At 70.9% G+C, this 13,858-nt stretch carries 18 protein-coding genes; 9 read left to right on the plus strand and 9 right to left on the minus strand.

Annotated features, from left to right (window positions below):
- Nucleotides 1-119 precede the first annotated feature (119 nt).
- Together E1292_RS06375 and E1292_RS06380 are read left to right on the plus strand one after the other, a co-directional pair.
- On the plus strand, nucleotides 120-1,208 hold the full coding sequence (locus tag E1292_RS06375; protein WP_132592970.1) for an NYN domain-containing protein: 1,089 nt from the start codon (nucleotides 120-122) through the stop codon (nucleotides 1,206-1,208).
- The gene (locus E1292_RS06380) at nucleotides 1,205-1,804 is read left to right on the plus strand and encodes a DUF998 domain-containing protein (protein WP_165974415.1); all 600 of its coding nucleotides are present in this window, start codon (nucleotides 1,205-1,207) and stop codon (nucleotides 1,802-1,804) included. The genes E1292_RS06375 and E1292_RS06380 overlap by 4 nt, the downstream gene beginning before the upstream one ends.
- Nucleotides 1,805-1,814: 10 nt before the next feature.
- Here E1292_RS06380 and E1292_RS06385 read toward each other — a convergent pair whose 3' ends face one another.
- Entirely contained in the window at nucleotides 1,815-3,182 is a 1,368-nt protein-coding gene (locus E1292_RS06385; RefSeq protein ID WP_132592974.1) for a serine hydrolase domain-containing protein, read from the minus strand.
- 101 nt (nucleotides 3,183-3,283) lie between these two features.
- Between E1292_RS06385 and E1292_RS06390 the strand changes: the two genes are divergently transcribed.
- Nucleotides 3,284-3,820, plus strand: a complete 537-nt coding sequence (locus E1292_RS06390) for a helix-turn-helix domain-containing protein (RefSeq protein WP_165974416.1) — start codon at nucleotides 3,284-3,286, stop codon at nucleotides 3,818-3,820.
- Nucleotides 3,821-3,835: 15 nt separating this feature from the next.
- Here the strand turns inward: E1292_RS06390 and E1292_RS06395 are convergent, their stop codons facing one another.
- Nucleotides 3,836-4,639 (minus strand): aminotransferase class IV family protein, encoded by an 804-nt coding sequence (locus tag E1292_RS06395; protein WP_132592978.1) that lies wholly within the window; start codon nucleotides 4,637-4,639, stop codon nucleotides 3,836-3,838.
- Between the two features lie 85 nt (nucleotides 4,640-4,724).
- Here E1292_RS06395 and E1292_RS06400 point away from each other — a divergent pair, with 85 nt between their 5' ends.
- A complete protein-coding gene (locus tag E1292_RS06400; protein ID WP_132592980.1) occupies nucleotides 4,725-5,069 on the plus strand; it encodes a MerR family transcriptional regulator in 345 nt (114 codons plus the stop codon).
- Nucleotides 5,070-5,073: 4 nt separating this feature from the next.
- Here E1292_RS06400 and E1292_RS06405 read toward each other — a convergent pair whose 3' ends face one another.
- Nucleotides 5,074-5,883 carry a class I SAM-dependent methyltransferase gene (locus tag E1292_RS06405; protein ID WP_132592982.1) on the minus strand — a complete coding sequence of 270 codons (810 nt, stop codon included), beginning with the start codon at nucleotides 5,881-5,883 and terminating at the stop codon, nucleotides 5,074-5,076.
- 74 nt (nucleotides 5,884-5,957) lie between these two features.
- Between E1292_RS06405 and E1292_RS06410 the strand changes: the two genes are divergently transcribed.
- The gene (locus E1292_RS06410) at nucleotides 5,958-6,557 is read left to right on the plus strand and encodes a TetR/AcrR family transcriptional regulator (RefSeq protein WP_132592984.1); all 600 of its coding nucleotides are present in this window, start codon (nucleotides 5,958-5,960) and stop codon (nucleotides 6,555-6,557) included.
- Between the two features lie 17 nt (nucleotides 6,558-6,574).
- On the opposite strand, the gene E1292_RS06415 is transcribed toward E1292_RS06410, so the two are convergent.
- A complete protein-coding gene (locus E1292_RS06415) occupies nucleotides 6,575-7,123 on the minus strand; it encodes a dihydrofolate reductase family protein (protein ID WP_132592986.1) in 549 nt (182 codons plus the stop codon).
- A 78-nt stretch (nucleotides 7,124-7,201) separates the two neighbouring features.
- Nucleotides 7,202-7,903 (minus strand): helix-turn-helix domain-containing protein, encoded by a 702-nt coding sequence (locus E1292_RS06420; RefSeq protein ID WP_132592988.1) that lies wholly within the window; start codon nucleotides 7,901-7,903, stop codon nucleotides 7,202-7,204.
- Between the two features lie 140 nt (nucleotides 7,904-8,043).
- Here E1292_RS06420 and E1292_RS06425 point away from each other — a divergent pair, with 140 nt between their 5' ends.
- Nucleotides 8,044-8,544, plus strand: coding sequence for a MarR family winged helix-turn-helix transcriptional regulator (locus tag E1292_RS06425; RefSeq protein ID WP_132592990.1), 501 nt, complete (start codon nucleotides 8,044-8,046; stop codon nucleotides 8,542-8,544).
- 97 nt (nucleotides 8,545-8,641) lie between these two features.
- Here the strand turns inward: E1292_RS06425 and E1292_RS06430 are convergent, their stop codons facing one another.
- The gene (locus E1292_RS06430; protein WP_132592992.1) at nucleotides 8,642-9,025 is read right to left on the minus strand and encodes a hypothetical protein; all 384 of its coding nucleotides are present in this window, start codon (nucleotides 9,023-9,025) and stop codon (nucleotides 8,642-8,644) included.
- A gap of 180 nt (nucleotides 9,026-9,205) precedes the next feature.
- Between E1292_RS06430 and E1292_RS06435 the strand changes: the two genes are divergently transcribed.
- Nucleotides 9,206-9,889: a flavin reductase family protein gene (locus E1292_RS06435; protein WP_132592994.1), complete on the plus strand. Its 684-nt coding sequence runs from the start codon at nucleotides 9,206-9,208 to the stop codon at nucleotides 9,887-9,889.
- On the opposite strand, the gene E1292_RS06440 is transcribed toward E1292_RS06435, so the two are convergent.
- From E1292_RS06440 to E1292_RS06450, 3 genes are read right to left on the minus strand one after another with little or no spacing between them, the layout of a single operon-like run.
- Nucleotides 9,851-10,360, minus strand: a complete 510-nt coding sequence (locus E1292_RS06440) for an NUDIX domain-containing protein (protein ID WP_132592996.1) — start codon at nucleotides 10,358-10,360, stop codon at nucleotides 9,851-9,853. The two genes, E1292_RS06435 and E1292_RS06440, sit on opposite strands and share 39 nt — an antisense overlap.
- Nucleotides 10,361-10,379: 19 nt before the next feature.
- Nucleotides 10,380-11,123 carry an ABC transporter permease gene (locus tag E1292_RS06445; protein WP_132592998.1) on the minus strand — a complete coding sequence of 248 codons (744 nt, stop codon included), beginning with the start codon at nucleotides 11,121-11,123 and terminating at the stop codon, nucleotides 10,380-10,382.
- The gene (locus tag E1292_RS06450; protein WP_132593000.1) at nucleotides 11,104-12,045 is read right to left on the minus strand and encodes an ATP-binding cassette domain-containing protein; all 942 of its coding nucleotides are present in this window, start codon (nucleotides 12,043-12,045) and stop codon (nucleotides 11,104-11,106) included. The genes E1292_RS06445 and E1292_RS06450 overlap by 20 nt, the downstream gene beginning before the upstream one ends.
- A gap of 260 nt (nucleotides 12,046-12,305) precedes the next feature.
- Between E1292_RS06450 and E1292_RS06455 the strand changes: the two genes are divergently transcribed.
- Together E1292_RS06455 and E1292_RS06460 are read left to right on the plus strand one after the other, a co-directional pair.
- On the plus strand, nucleotides 12,306-12,857 hold the full coding sequence (locus E1292_RS06455) for a P-loop nucleotide/nucleoside kinase family protein (RefSeq protein ID WP_165974417.1): 552 nt from the start codon (nucleotides 12,306-12,308) through the stop codon (nucleotides 12,855-12,857).
- Nucleotides 12,854-13,858, plus strand: coding sequence for a lysozyme (locus tag E1292_RS06460; protein WP_132593002.1), 1,005 nt, complete (start codon nucleotides 12,854-12,856; stop codon nucleotides 13,856-13,858). Before E1292_RS06455 ends, E1292_RS06460 begins: the two co-directional genes overlap by 4 nt.

Genomic DNA, 13,858 nt, shown 5'->3' on the forward strand with positions numbered 1-13,858 from the left:
GCACATTCCGGGCCCGGATCCGCGTGCGGCCGTGCCGTTCGGCCCATGGGCCGCTCGCCCGGCCTCCTCGATGCTGAACCCGGGACGTGATCGGTTCATGACAGAGGATGTGGTGAGGCGTGTTTCGCTGGCTGGCGAGCTGGCCGGCCTGGTCGGCATACGCGGCGGCCGGGTGGTCGGCGCTCTACGGGGCGCTGGGGCTCTTCTGGGCACGGGGTGGCGGCGGTTTCCCGTTCGCGCCCGTCGACGACGACCATGCGTCGGGCTCGGTCCTTGAAGGCAGCACCGCGGGGTCGGTCGCGCCGGCCATGGCCGCCATCGGGCTGATCGGCGTGCTGGCCGCGCTGGCGATGGCCCGGCAATGGGGACGAAGCGGTGCGCGCATGGCGCTGCTCGCCTTCGGGTGGGCCCTGGCCGGCACGCTCGCCCTGGTGATCCAGGACTACACCATGCTCGCGCTGGTCGCCTTCGCTCCGTTCCTGCTGGTGTTCGCCTTCACCGGTGTCCCAGGCCCGCAGGAGGGCATCGGGGACATCCTCTACTGGCACCGGGTCAACCTGATCATCATGTTCGCCGGCGGGGTGCTCTGGGCCCTGGCCACCCTCGCCTACCAGCGGCGCACCAGGCGGGCCTGCGCGCACTGCGGCCGGGGCGGCCAGGCGATCGCGCGCTGGACGACGCCGGAGGCCACGCGCCGCTGGGGCCGGTGGGCGGTGTACGTGGCGTGCGCCGCGCCCGTGCCGTACGAGGTGACGCGGATCGCCTGGTATTTCGGCATCCCGCTCGGCATCTCCGACGACTTCCTCCGCATGATGCGGGAGACGCCCGGCATGGCGGAGGTGGGGCTCGGCTGCGCCCTCGCCTCGATCGGCGGAGCCATCCTCACCCACGGCCTCATCCGCCGGTGGGGCGAGGTCTACCCGCGCTGGGTCCGGTTCAGGGCGGGGCGGCGCGTGCCGCCGGCGCTCGCCGTCGTCCCGGCGTCCATCGTGGCGATCGTCGCGATACCGGCCGGCTTGATGAACCTCCGCATGGGCGTCGAAGCCGGCGCCGACCGGACGTGGGGCATGAACGCGCCCGGCGCACTGTGGATCGTCTGGGGCGCCGCCCTCGGCGTCGCGGCGTGCGCCTACGGCCTGCGCCGGCGGCGGCCCTGCCGGCACCACCGGCCGGAAGCGCGGCGGGAGGTCCCCGCGTGCCCCGGATGACCGCGGCCGCTGCCTGGATGGCGACTCCGCAGGTGTTCGTGGTGGACCTCTGGGTGCAGGCCGCCTGGAGGGGACCGTACCCCGTGCTGGACGGATACCTCAGCGACCTGGGGAACACGGCATGCCTGCCCGACGCGTGCTCCGCACGGCACGCGCTGATGAACGCCTCCTTCGTCTGCCTCGGCCTGCTGCTGGGAATGGGCCTGCCGCTCGTTCCCGCCTCCCCGCGCCGCGTGCGAACGCTGGTGGGCCTGGCCGCGCTGGGCTGGTGCCTGGTCGGTGTGGCGCCGGAGAACGAGAGCATGCCGCTCCACCTGGCCGGCGCGCTGCCGATCTTCTTCTGCGGCAACGCGGGGATGATCCTCGACGGCCTGCACTCGTGGAGCCACGACCGCCGGCGGGCCGTGTGGAGCGGGTTCACCGGCGCGGTCGGATCGGCCGCGACAGGGCTCTTCCTCGGCGGCCAGTTCCTCGGGCTCGGGCAGGGCGGGATGGAACGGCTGGCCGTGTACGCGCCGGCGCTCTGGGCCGCGGGGCTCGGCGCGGCGAGCGTGCTGACCCGCGCGGACACAGGTCGAGCCGCGCCCCTGCGATGAGCCGGCGACGTCAGGCGATGCGCAGCATCGCCCGGCTGTTGTGCAGGATGCGGAAGCGCCCGTCGGCCCCGGGGTCGAGGAAGACGACCTCCCGGCGCTCCCCGTGGTCCTGGCCGACCTCGACGAAGCGGGAGTCGTCGAGCGCGGCCAGCGTCGCGACCGGGTTCGTGACCAGGGATTCGATGTAGCTGTAGCGCGGGATGGTGGTCATCGTCAACGCGTTCCGCCCGTCGTGGTCGATCCTGATGGTGGCCAGCCCCATGTCGAAGTCGCCAATGTACCGGCGGGGGTCGATGGGCGCCCCGGTCTCCGGAGGGGTCGCCGGCACGGGGGCGCGCACGCCGGCCAACTCGTTCAGCAGCGGATGGACGAGGTCGGCGTGGAGCTCGTCAGCGGCGCCGCCGTTGGTGAGCAGGGCCACGGCCACGTCCGCTCCGGGGACCATGCGCAGGTAGGCCTTCTGCCCGATCGTCGCCCCGGAGTGGCCGGTCACCGTGCCGCCGTCCCAGTCGTGCACCTCCATGCCCAGTCCGTACGAGCGGGGGAAGGCGGACAGCGGCGGCGGCGTCACCTGCGGCGTGCTCATGGCCTCGACGGCGGCGCGCGAGAGCAGGCGCGTGTCGTCGCGGGCGAGCCCGTGGCGCAGGTGCAGGCGCGCGAACTCCAGCAGGTCCGAGGCGCTCATGGCCAGCCCCCCGGCCGGGTCGAGCGCGCGCGGGAGCGACCAGACGGGAGCCGGGTTCGTCGTCCCCGCCGTCTCGACGTGGCCGACCGCGGCGCGGTGCATGAGCGCCTGCTCCGGCAGGGTGACGACGGTTCCCAGCCGCAACGGCCCGGCCAGCTGCCGCTGTGTCACCTGGCCCCAGGCGCCGTCCCGCAGCACCTCGACCAGGCGGCCGAGGACGACGAAACCGGCGTTGTTGTACGAGAACAGCGCCCCGGGCCGGGTCACCTTGGGAGCACCCGACAGGTTGGCGACGAGGGCGGCCACGGCGTCCTCGTTCCTGCCGTAGTCGGCGAGGTCCTCCCCCGGGAATCCCGCGGTGTGCGTCAGCAGGTGACGAGGGGTGACGGCGGCCGCGGCGGCGTCGTCGGCGAGCGTGAACTCCGGGAGGTGGTCGCGGACCGGCCGGTCGAGGTCCAGCCGCCCCTCGTCCACGAGCTGCATGACGAGCGTGGCCGTCCACGTCTTGGTGACGGATCCGATCTGGAAGACCGAGTCCGGGGTGGCCTCGACGCCGGTGCGGGTGTTGAGCACTCCCGTGGCCGCCTCGAGGACGGTCCCGTCGTGCAGGGCCGCGAGTGCGGCGCCCGGCACCCGGTGCCGGCCGGCCAGCGTGGCGAGGCGCTCGCGCAGGTCTGATGCGGTGATCGTCATGGTGTTCCCCCCAGGTCGATTGATCTCACATTTAAGACCATAGCCAAAAATGGAGTCAATGGGGCGCTACGATTTGCGCCAGGACGATCGGAGGAATGCCCGTGAGTGATGTCGGTGTGCTGCACCCGGTCCGAATCCGGCTGGCGCAGATCCTGGCCCTCGGCCCCCGCACCGGGACACAGCTGCGCCGTGCGTTGCCGGACGTCCCCTACAGCAGCCTCTACCGGCACATCCGATGGCTCGTCGACGCGGGCGTCATCCGCGTCATCGGCGAGCGCAAGGTGCGCGGAGCGGTCGAGCACACCTATGAGCTGGACGAACGCGCCGTCCAGGGCGCGGTGCCCGATCCGGCGGGGTTGTCGGCCGGCGACCACGAGCGGGCGGTGACCGCCTTCGTCACGGGCCTGATGGCGCAGGCGCACGCCTACCTGGAGGGCGACCCGGACGATCCGGTCGCCCAGGGGCTGACCTACACGTCCGTCCACGTGTGGGTGGACGACGAAGAACTGGCCCGGCTCCGCGCGCGCCTGCGCGACCTGATCGACCCCCTCGCGCATGCCACCCCCGGGCCCGGGCGGCGGCAGATCACCCTCGGCGTCGTCGCGATCCCGCAGCCGGGCGGCGCGGACCCCCGGTGAGGCCTGGTCCGGCTCCTACGGCGCGGTGAGCGGTTCGGCCTCGTACGCGTCGTGCAGCAGCTTCACGAAGGACGGCGCTTCTGGCAGGGACACGGGCCCGATCCGGTGCACGGCCAGCCCCGGCGTCCACGAGTTCATCACCACGGCGCCCGCCAACGCCGGCAGGCCGGCGAGCGTGACCTCCTCGACGCGCTGGGGCACGCCGAGGCGATCCAGCTGCCTGCGTACGATGCCCATCGTGATCCCGGCCAGCATCTCGGCCTCGGGCCACACCACCGCCGAGCCGTCCCAGAAGGCCACGTTCCAGATCGAACCCTCGCTGATCCGGCCCCGGTGGTCGACGAAGGCGGCGTCGTCGAAGCCCTGGTCGACGGCCTGGCGGAGGTAGTAGGTCTTGGCCACCTCTCCGACGTGCTTCACGGCAGGGAGGACTCGTTCGTGCTCGACCGCCGCCAGGGCGAGCGGGCCCAGCGGGCCGGTCGCGGCGGGTCCGGTGCGTACGAGCAGCCCCGGCTCCACCTCGGGGCTCGCCACGGTGAACTCGCCCGCCGGGGAGTAGACCGTGGCGCTCAGAGAGAGGTCGGCCGGCCCTGCCTGGATCGCCGCCCGCAGGCAGGCGCGCACCCGGTCGTCGGGCAGGGCCCGGCCGAACAACTGCAGCGAGGCGGAGCGCAGCCGTTCCAGATGGAGGTCAAGGCCCCGGACCCGGCCGCCGCGCACCTGCATGGCGGTGAAGTGGGCGTAGCCGGCGAAGGCGAGCGGCGCCAGGTCGTCAGCACTCGCCGCGTGGCCGTCGCGTTGGACAACGAAGGAAGACATACGTCGCTCCAGCAATGCTCATCAGGTGGAATGTCCGTTACCACAGCGACGTTAAAGCTTGACATCGATGGAAAGGTCAAACCCCATGCTGATCGGTGAGTTGTCCCGGCGCACCGGGGTCAGCGCGCGCCTGCTGCGCTACTACGAGGCTCAGGGGCTGCTCCACACCAGCCGCGGGCCCAACGGTTACCGCCACTTCGACGAGGATTGCGTGGTCACGGTACGGCAGGTGCGCGCCTTGCTGAGGGCCGGGCTGTCCACCGAGGTGATCCGGTCGGTGTTGCCGTGCGCGCGGGGCGAGCGCCCGGACATCGAATGGTGCGCCGAGCTGTGGGACATCCTGAACGGTGAGCTGGCGACCATGGACCAGCGCATCGACGAGCTCCAGAGCAGCCGTGACGCTCTCGCCGGTTTCCTGGCGCGGCCCTGAGCCGTCAGGAGGTGGCGGTCCGTGTCGCGGTGATCACCACGGCGGTGTAGCGCATCGTGAAGGCGCCGCCGTTCGCGTCGATCGCCGCGCCGATGGCCGACAGCAGCTCGTCCAGCTTGGCGGGCGGGAGCCGGTTGCTGCCTCCGTGCGTGGGCACCTGGTCCAGCCACTCCTCCCGGGTGTAGGAGCGTTCCCAGTCGAAGTGCCACTGCTCCGGATCGCTGAACGCGCCGACCTCGCGAAACCCGTCCGCCGCGTGGGTGAACATCGCCGAGTACGCCTCCATGAGCGGCATCACGCTGTCGTACGCCGGCATTTCGGGTAGCACCCGGCGATAGGCCGCGGCGAAGGCCTCGTTCAGGTCGGCCGGGGGCTGGAACACGTTCCAGAACAGCGCCAGCCGTCCCCCGGGCCGCAGCACCTCCGCCGCCTTGGCCGCGCCGGCGACCGGGTCCACCCAGTGCCAGGTCTGCCCGGCGGCGACCGTGTCGAAGGTCCGGCCCGCGGCGTCCCAGGTCTCGAACGTCGACACCTCGCATTCGACCCCGGTGTGCCGGGCCAGGTCGGCCATGCGCTCGTCGGGCTCGACGCCGAGCACCTTGCAGCCGGCGGCCTGGAACTGGCGGGCGGCGATGCCGGTGCCGGTGCCGACGTCGAGAAGCTCGGGACCGGGGCCGGCGGCGACGATCCGCTCTATCAGGGCGTCAGGGTAGCGGGGGCGGGTGCGGTCGTAGCGTTCGGCGTGCGTGCCGAACGACTCCGCCACCTGCCGGAGACGATGGGGCTGGTTACCGCCGGGCGGTATAGTGGGCATGTGCCCACCATAGTGGGCAAGCGCCCACTCGTCCAGTCGCGTGGGCCCGGCGAGGTCGAAGGGAAGGACGCGCGGTGCCGACAGGGGTGGCCATGCGCGACGTGCGCGAGCAGTTGTTCACCGCCGCGGAGCGCATCCTGCTCCGAGCCGGGCCGAGCGGGCTGACCAGCCGGGCGGTCACCACCGAGGCCGGCTGCGCCAAGGGCGTGCTGCACCGGCACTTCGCCGACTTCGACGCCTTCCTCGCCGAGCTCGTCCTCGACCGCATCGGCCGCATCGACGCTCAGGCGGTCGCCCTGCGCGACTCCGCCGGCACCGGCACCGTCGCCGGCAACCTCACCGGAGCGCTGACCGGCGTGTTCGAGTCGGTCGCCGTGGCGATCGTCGGCCTCATCACCTTCAGGGACGAACTGCGGGCCCGGCTGCGCCAGACCCGCCCGGCCGGGATCCCGCTCCTGGCCGAGGCCACCACCATGATCGCCTCCTACCTCGCCGCCGAGCGCGAGATGGGCCGCATCGCGGTGGACGCCGACGTCGACACGCTCGCGCTCACGCTCATCGGGACCGCGCACCTGCTGTACGCCGGCAGGGAGGGCGCCCCGCCGGAGGCCGGAGCCGTCGAGAAGGTCGTGACCACGGTCATGGCCGACGTCGTGCAGAGACGGTTGCTCTGACCCCGCGTGACGGCTGCTCAGCCGGCGTCGGGAACGTACGTCAGGTTGAGCACGCCGGTCTCGAAGGTCTCCGACTTGACCAGCTTGAGCGGGTGGGTCGGGGTGTCCTCGAACAACCGCTGGCCGTGACCCACGGCGATCGGATGGACGAGCAGGTTGAGCTCGTCGAGCAGCCCGTTGGCCAGCAGCCACCGCACGGTCGTCGCGGAGCCGGACATCTGGATGTCGCCGCCGCTGATCTCCTCCTTGATCTCGCGCAGCCTGGCCGCGACGTCACCGGAGACGACGGTGGTGTTGTCCCAGTCGGCCTTGTCCAGGGTGCTGGACACGACGAATTTGCGGGCGTTGTTGATGGACGCGGCCACCTCCGGGTCGGCGTCCGTCGTCGTCCAGTACGCGGACCACTCGTCGTACAGTCTGCGGCCCATCAGCATCGCCGCCGCGCTCTGCATGCCCGCCTGGACCACGGCGCCCATCTCGTCGTTCCAGTAGGGGAAGTGCCACTGGTCCGGCGACTCGACCACGCCGTCCACGGAGATGAAGAAGCTCGAAATGATCTTAGCCATCGTTGGGTTCCCTAGTCGTCGGAGTTGCTCAGGGGTGGCGCGCATGCGCCCGAAGTGAAGGTTAGGCGGGAGGGGCGCTCACGTCTTGTACAGAAGCGACAGCGGCTCACCCGGATGCCGGCCGCTCAATTGCGTGGCGGTCCGCCCGACATAGCGGGTCAGCGACCGCGCCAGGTGCGGCTGGTCGAAATAGCCGAGCCGGTGGATCACGTCGCTGACCGGCGTGCCCTCCTGGATCAGGATCGCCGCCTGCCTGGCGCGGGAGATCCGCTGGGCGGCGCCGCGCGTGAGGCCGGTCGCCGCCATGAAGCGCCGCTGGACGGTGCGTTCCGACACGTCCGGCGCAGCGCCGCTGAGCACCGAGGCGACGACGGGGTCGCAGTCCACCACCTCTTCGCGCACCATCCGCCGGACGAACGCCTCGGCGTTGTCGTAGCCGGGAAGGTGCCAGGTGGAGCCCTTCAGCCAGAACGACCTGCGCGTCGCGCCGGGGATCTCCACGGCGCCGTTGACGAGCCGGCCGCTGGGAAGGTGGGGCATGGACGTGCCGAGCGAGAACGTGATCCCGAAGAACGTCGCGTCCTCGGGCACGGGGGCGGCGCTCGCCGCCGTCTCGGGGCCCCGGACGGCCACGCTGACCTGACCGCGATGAGCCCAGACCACCAGCTCGCAGTGCGCGGTCGCGATCGACGTCATCCGGGCGATGTCATGGCTGCTGCTGCGCCACACCCGCTCGATGTACGGCGAATCGGATGGTCGACTCTCGACGTCCAGCCCCATCCGGGTCATCCCCCCTTCGCCGCATATAGGCCACTGAGCAGGCAGTCTGGCACGATTCTGGCCGGCCGTGTAGGGCGCAGGGGGGCACGGATCGCCGGGAGAAATAACAGTCCTTATATAAGAGCTGTTATAGTTACCTCATGGCTGACCCCAACACCCCCGATCCCACCCGCGAGAGCCTCTGGCGGCCGCTGCGCGTCCTGCAGGCTTCGATGGACGCCGACATCGCCCGGCTCTACTCCGAGAAGCGCATCGACGGGCTCAAGCCGAGCTTCGTGATGGAGCTGCTCCGGCTCAACGCCCTCGGGCCGATGACCATCACCGAACTGGCCGAGTCGGTCGGCCGGACGCACTCGGCGCTCAGCCAGAAGGTGGCCGCCATGCGGGAGGCCGGCTGGGTCGAGACCGTGCCGGGTGACGACGCGCGCAGCAAGAAGGTGACGCTCACCGACCACGCCCGCGGCGTCGTCGGCCGCCTGGCGGCGGAGTGGCGGGCCACCGAGGCCGCCGTCGCCGAGATCGAGGCGGAGATCCCCTACCCGCTCACCCGGGTCGTCGCCGACATCGAGCAGGCCCTGGCCCGCAAGAGCTTCCACGACCGCATCGCCGAGAAACTGGCGCAGGACCCCGCGTGGGAGTGACGCGCGCCGGACCTGCCTGTCAGGCCCGAGCGTGGGAGCGACGCGCTGACCTGCCCGATCGAACCCGAGCGTGGGAGTGACGGCTGGACGTGCCTGTTCAGGCCTGAGGGCCGCGGGGGAGGGTGGCGGTGTACGCCGCCCAGTCCGCCGGATGCGCCATCCCCTTGCGCACGGGCACCTTCCGGGCCCCGCCCGCCTCGTCGATGACGATGCGGTTGCCCTCCAGGCGCGGGCTCCCGCCCGTGGGGATGTGGAATCTGCGTTCGGCCGGTCCGATCGGCGCGGTGAGAACGATGGCCTGGGGCTCGACCAGGAAATACGGCCGCCGCAAGTAGACGGCGCCGACTCCGGCGAAGATCAACCCGACGACGATCGTCGGGCTGAACGAGCCGAGCAGGAGGAGCCAGAGCTGTAAGAGGACCATGACCGTACCGAGGACCAGGAACGTCCAGCCCACGAGCGGGTTGTAGCGGATCTTCATGGAGTGAGCCGTCCTTCGCCGACGATGCGTGCCGGCTCATGATCCTCGCCGCCGGCGGCTCAGGGGGCAAGGGCCCAGGCAGGGCCGGGCAAGGGCCCAGGCAGGGCCGGGCAGGGGCGCCAACGAGACGTCCGAAGGCCGCCAGCGCCCGGCCCTGGTCTGCCGCAAGAGTGGGGGGCCATGAGCACTCTCGCCGACACGCACACCCTCATCGAGCCGAACATCCTCTACTTCGGCACCCCCGTGGTCCTCATCTCCTCCACGAACGAGGACGGGACCCCCAACCTGGCCCCCATGTCGTCGGCGTTCTGGCTGGGCTGGCGTGCGGTGCTGGGGCTGGGGGCGCGGGCCAAGACGGCACAGAACCTGCTCAGGACCCGCGAATGCGTGCTCAACCTCCCGTCCGACGCGCTCGCGCCGGCCGTCGACCGGCTGGCGCTGACCACCGGCTCCGACCCCGTGCCCGAGCGGAAACACGCGCGCGGCTACCGGCACGTGGCGGACAAGTTCCGGCGGGCGGGGCTGACCGCCGTCCCGTCCGAGACGGTGGCGCCGCCCCGGGTGGGCGAGTGCCCGGTCAGCATGGAGGCCGTGCTCGAACGCCATCACCCTGTGGGCGACGACGGTGGGATCCTGTCGTTCGAGGTGCGGGTGCAGCGGGTCTGGGTGCACGAGGGGATCCGCATGGCGGGCACGGACGACCGCATCGACCCCGACGCCTGGCGCCCGCTCATCATGAGCTTCCAGAAGTTGTACGGGCTCGGCCCGCAGGTGCATCCGTCCACGCTCGCGCGGATCCCCGAGCGGCTCTACCGCAGCGCCGACCTAGAGCGGGCCCGCGCCGTCCAGCAGGGCCAGCCATGAGCGGCCGGCGCAGACCCGGTTGATCTCCTCGATCGCCAGCCACTCGGCGGCGCTGGTCTCCGACCCGGCGGGCGGCCGGGTCGGGGAGCCCAGTGCCGGGAGTGAGGCCCGGAACATCACCATGTACGCCAGCGGCGGGTAGCGGTAGCCGTCGGGCGCCGGGGCGAGGAGTTCGATGCGTTCCCAGGCGAAGACGGACAGCGCGGACGAGGGCAGACGCAGGCCGGTCTCCTCGTAGAGCTCGCGGGCCGCGGCGTCGGCCGCCGTCTCCCCGGCTTCGAGGTGGCCACCGGGGAGGTCCCAGCCGCGCCCGTCCACGCGCGTCATGAGGGTGCGGCCCGCCCGGTCCGACACGAACGCGAACGCGCACGTGGTCTGCTCCAGCGGCGGGAGGGACCCGGAGCGCATCAGGTCCATGCGGTGCGCCACGGGGATGTAGGGGAGCGTGCCGGTCACGACCAGATGAGTCATGCCTCCATCGTGCCCGCGATCAGACGCCCCGGCGCATGGCCCGGTTGCCGAGGTAGAGGCCGGCCGCGGCCACCGCGCAGGCGGCGGCGGTTCCGTACAGGATGGAGGGGCTCGCGAGGTGGCCGGCGAACAGGGCACGCTGGGCGTCGACGATGTACGTGACCGGGTTGGCGTACCCGATGGCCCGCAGCCAGGCGGGGGCGGTGTCCAGCGGGAGGAGCACCCCCGAGCACAGGAGCAGCGGGAACAGGATCGACTGGCTGACGATGTAGAACAGGGTGCCGCCGGGCGCCGACTTGATGGCGAGGACGAACGAGAGGGAGCCCAGCCCGACCCCGAAGATCACCAGCTGCACCAGGCCGGCCAGCACGCCCGCCGGATGGAGGTCGAAGCCGAGGGGCAGCGCCAGCAGGATGATCAGCACGGCCTGGGCCAGCAGGATGATCATCTCTTTCATGGTCCTGCCGACGAGCATCGCGGTGCGGTTGAGCGGTGTGACCATCAGGCGCTCCATCGAGCCGCCGATCAGCTCGACCAGCAGCGTGTAGCCGGCGGCCATCGGGCCGGTCAGGCACATCATGACCAGGATCCCCGGCACGAACCACTGCCACGACGAGCCGACCGCCCCGTCCAGCAGCGACCCGAACAGGAACAGGAACAGCAGCGGCTGCCCCATCTCGAAGAGGAGCCCGACGGGCTCGCGCAGGGTCGGCCTGAACTCGCGCGAGAAGATGGTGGCGGTGTCACGCAGGAATGTCGTCATCGGTGAGGCTTCTCCCGGTAAGCGCGAGGAACACGTCGTCAAGGGTGGGGCGGGCGGTCTCGGCGGTGGTGACCCTGATGCCGGAGCCGTCCAAAGTGCGGAGATAGTCGGGCAGCGCCGCGGCGGCGTTGGGCACCTGGAGGCGCACGGTGGTCCCGGTCGCGGTGCCGTTGCCGATGCGGGCGGCCGTCGCCGCCTCCTGCTCGGTGCTGGTGGTGATGGTGATGTGGTCGCCGGCTAGGTCGTTCTTGAGCCGTTCTGCGGTGCCGTCCGCGATGATCTTCCCGCCGTCGATGATCACCACGCGTTCCGCCATGTTGTCGGCCTCCTCCAGGTAGTGCGTGGTGAGGAAGAGCGTCGTGCCGAACGTCTCCCGAAGCCGGAGGATGTGCTGCCAGATGTCGGCGCGGCTCTTCGGATCGAGCCCGGTCGAGGGCTCGTCCAGGAAGAGCAGGTCGGGGCGGTGGATGAGGCCGAGGGCGATGTCCAGGCGGCGGCGCTGGCCCCCCGAGAGGGTGCCGGGCTTGCGCCTGGCCAGCGGCACGAGGTCGAGCAGGTCCAGCAGTTCGTCGGCGCGGGCGGCCGCGTCGCGGGTGCTCAGGCCGTAGCAGCGGCCCTGGGTGATGAGCTCGTCGCGGACGAGGAAGTTCTCGCCCGCGCTGTTCTTCTGGCCGACGTAGCCGATGCGGGCGCGCACGCCGGCCGGGTTCTGGCCCACGTCGTGGCCCGCCACCGTGGCGGTGCCCGAGGTGGGCGGCAGCAGTGTCGTGAGCATGCGCAGGGTCGTGGACTTTCCCGCGCCGTTGGGGCCGAGGAACGCCACGAGCCGGCCGGCCTCCACGTCGAGGTCGATGCCGTGAACGGCGGTGACGGTCTCCTTCTTGACTTTGAACTCTCGGGTCAGGCCCCGGGCGTGGATCATGGTCGGTCTCCTCTGGGCATGGCGAAGAAACCCCTGGTCGGGGCGCGAAAAGCAGGAATGAGACCAGTTTGGGCAGGGGAAACCCGGTTTGGCAAACGCGAATGTCACGTTCATAAACGGATGTGACCTGCGGAAACGACGTCTTCGACGTCCCCTCCTACAAGGGCGATTTCGGGGCTCTGAGGTGCGGGTTTCCCGGTGACGGAGAAGTTTTTCCCGAGCGGGGCCCGGGGGCGGCGGTTCTGGCAGCATGTCGGGGCATGCGCAGGCTTGCCGTGCTGGTGAACGGGTTGCCGGGAGCGGGGAAGAGCACGCTGGCCCGGGCCCTCGGCCGTGAGCTCGGGCTGCCCGTCTTCTCCAAGGACGTTCTCAAGGAGACGCTGGCCGACGTGCTCCCCAGGCCCGACGGGGTGGAAGGGCGGGAGTGGAGCAGGCGCCTCGGGATGGCCGCGGGCGAGAGCATGTGGACGTTGCTCGCGAACTCCCCGCCGGGCGCGGTGCTGGAGAGTCCGTGGCTCGCGCCGCTGCGTCCCGTGGTGCTGGCCGGGCTCGACCGCGCGGGCGTCCCGCCCGCGGGGGTGCGGGAGGTCTGGTGCGAGGTGCCGCCCGACGTGGCGAGGAGCCGGTACGAGCGCCGGGTGCGGCATACGATCCACCATGACGCCGAGGTCGACGACGAGCGGTGGCGGCAGTGGACGGCGGCGGCGCGGCCGCTCGCGCTGGGGCCGGTCTATTCAGTTGATACGTCGAAGGACGTGAATATAGCCCGACTTGCACATTTGTGTGTGGCTCCGGAAGGATCTCCGGCGTGAAACGTCTGTGGTTATCAGCGGTGATTCTGGCGACCGGGATGACGGGAGTCGCCGAGGCCGCCGACGGAGTTCCCGGGGTCGACGTCAGTAACTGGACCGGTGACGTCGACTGGGAGAGCGTGGCCTCCGAAGGCGGCAAATTCGCGTTCGTGCAGGCCACCGAGGGGGCCGACTACCGCAACCCACGTTTCGACACGCAGTTCGGCGGTGCGGCGGAGGCAGGGCTCTTCCGCGGCGCTTATCACTTTGCGCAACCGCACGAATCCGATGGGATGACTCAAGCCGACTATTTCCTCCAGAATGGCGGCGACTGGGTCAGTGATGGCCAAACCCTGCCGGGGGTCCTCGATGTGGAGGACAATCCGTACAAAGACAAGAACGGCAAGAACTCCTGCTACGGCCTGTCGACGAAGGACATGGTCACCTGGATCAAGGACTTCACCGTCAGATACCGCAGGGCGACCGGCCGGCACGCGATCATCTACACCACGACGAGCTGGTGGCGGACCTGCACGGGAAACTCGGCCGCGTTCACATCCAACCCCCTCTGGCTGGCCCGCTGGGGCAGCGAGCCTGGTTCGCTGCCGAAGAGCTGGAAGAGGCACACGTTCTGGCAGTCGGCGGAGAAGGGCACGCTGTCCGGCGGCCAGAACTCGTTCAACGGCAGCGAGTCCCAGCTCAAGGCGCTGGCCAACCCGCCGGCCGAGGTCATGGTCTCGGGCGAGGCCACGAGCCGGACGTCGTACAGGGTCGTCGTGACGAACACGGGCCCGCACCCGGTCAAGGACATCAAGGTGTCGGGGCGCGCGTTCGGCGGGCAGCGGGTGGTCGAGGCGCCGGCGTGCAAGTTCAGCGGCACGGCGGTGTCGTGCCGGATCGAGGAGCTGCCCCGGGCGAAGAAGGTGATGTTCGTGTTCACCACCAAGCCCAGGAAGCCGAAGGGCACGGTCGGCATGAACGTCACCGTCGGTTCGGTGAAACTCACTCTCAAAGCGCGATAA

It is taken from the genome of Nonomuraea deserti (assembly GCF_004348685.1).
Taxonomy (GTDB): Bacteria; Actinomycetota; Actinomycetes; order Streptosporangiales; family Streptosporangiaceae; genus Nonomuraea; species Nonomuraea deserti.

Coding starts and splice junctions, on each gene's coding strand:
- E1292_RS06380 (WP_165974415.1), top strand. CDS start 1,205: ATGACCGCGGCCGCTGCCTGGATGGCGACTCCGCAGGTGTTCGTGGTG.
- E1292_RS06385 (WP_132592974.1), bottom strand. CDS start 3,182: ATGACGATCACCGCATCAGACCTGCGCGAGCGCCTCGCCACGCTGGCC.
- E1292_RS06395 (WP_132592978.1), bottom strand. CDS start 4,639: ATGTCTTCCTTCGTTGTCCAACGCGACGGCCACGCGGCGAGTGCTGAC.
- E1292_RS06400 (WP_132592980.1), top strand. CDS start 4,725: ATGCTGATCGGTGAGTTGTCCCGGCGCACCGGGGTCAGCGCGCGCCTG.
- E1292_RS06405 (WP_132592982.1), bottom strand. CDS start 5,883: ATGCCCACTATACCGCCCGGCGGTAACCAGCCCCATCGTCTCCGGCAG.
- E1292_RS06415 (WP_132592986.1), bottom strand. CDS start 7,123: ATGGCTAAGATCATTTCGAGCTTCTTCATCTCCGTGGACGGCGTGGTC.
- E1292_RS06420 (WP_132592988.1), bottom strand. CDS start 7,903: ATGGGGCTGGACGTCGAGAGTCGACCATCCGATTCGCCGTACATCGAG.
- E1292_RS06425 (WP_132592990.1), top strand. CDS start 8,044: ATGGCTGACCCCAACACCCCCGATCCCACCCGCGAGAGCCTCTGGCGG.
- E1292_RS06430 (WP_132592992.1), bottom strand. CDS start 9,025: ATGAAGATCCGCTACAACCCGCTCGTGGGCTGGACGTTCCTGGTCCTC.
- E1292_RS06435 (WP_132592994.1), top strand. CDS start 9,206: ATGAGCACTCTCGCCGACACGCACACCCTCATCGAGCCGAACATCCTC.
- E1292_RS06440 (WP_132592996.1), bottom strand. CDS start 10,360: ATGACTCATCTGGTCGTGACCGGCACGCTCCCCTACATCCCCGTGGCG.
- E1292_RS06445 (WP_132592998.1), bottom strand. CDS start 11,123: ATGACGACATTCCTGCGTGACACCGCCACCATCTTCTCGCGCGAGTTC.
- E1292_RS06450 (WP_132593000.1), bottom strand. CDS start 12,045: ATGATCCACGCCCGGGGCCTGACCCGAGAGTTCAAAGTCAAGAAGGAG.
- E1292_RS06455 (WP_165974417.1), top strand. CDS start 12,306: ATGCGCAGGCTTGCCGTGCTGGTGAACGGGTTGCCGGGAGCGGGGAAG.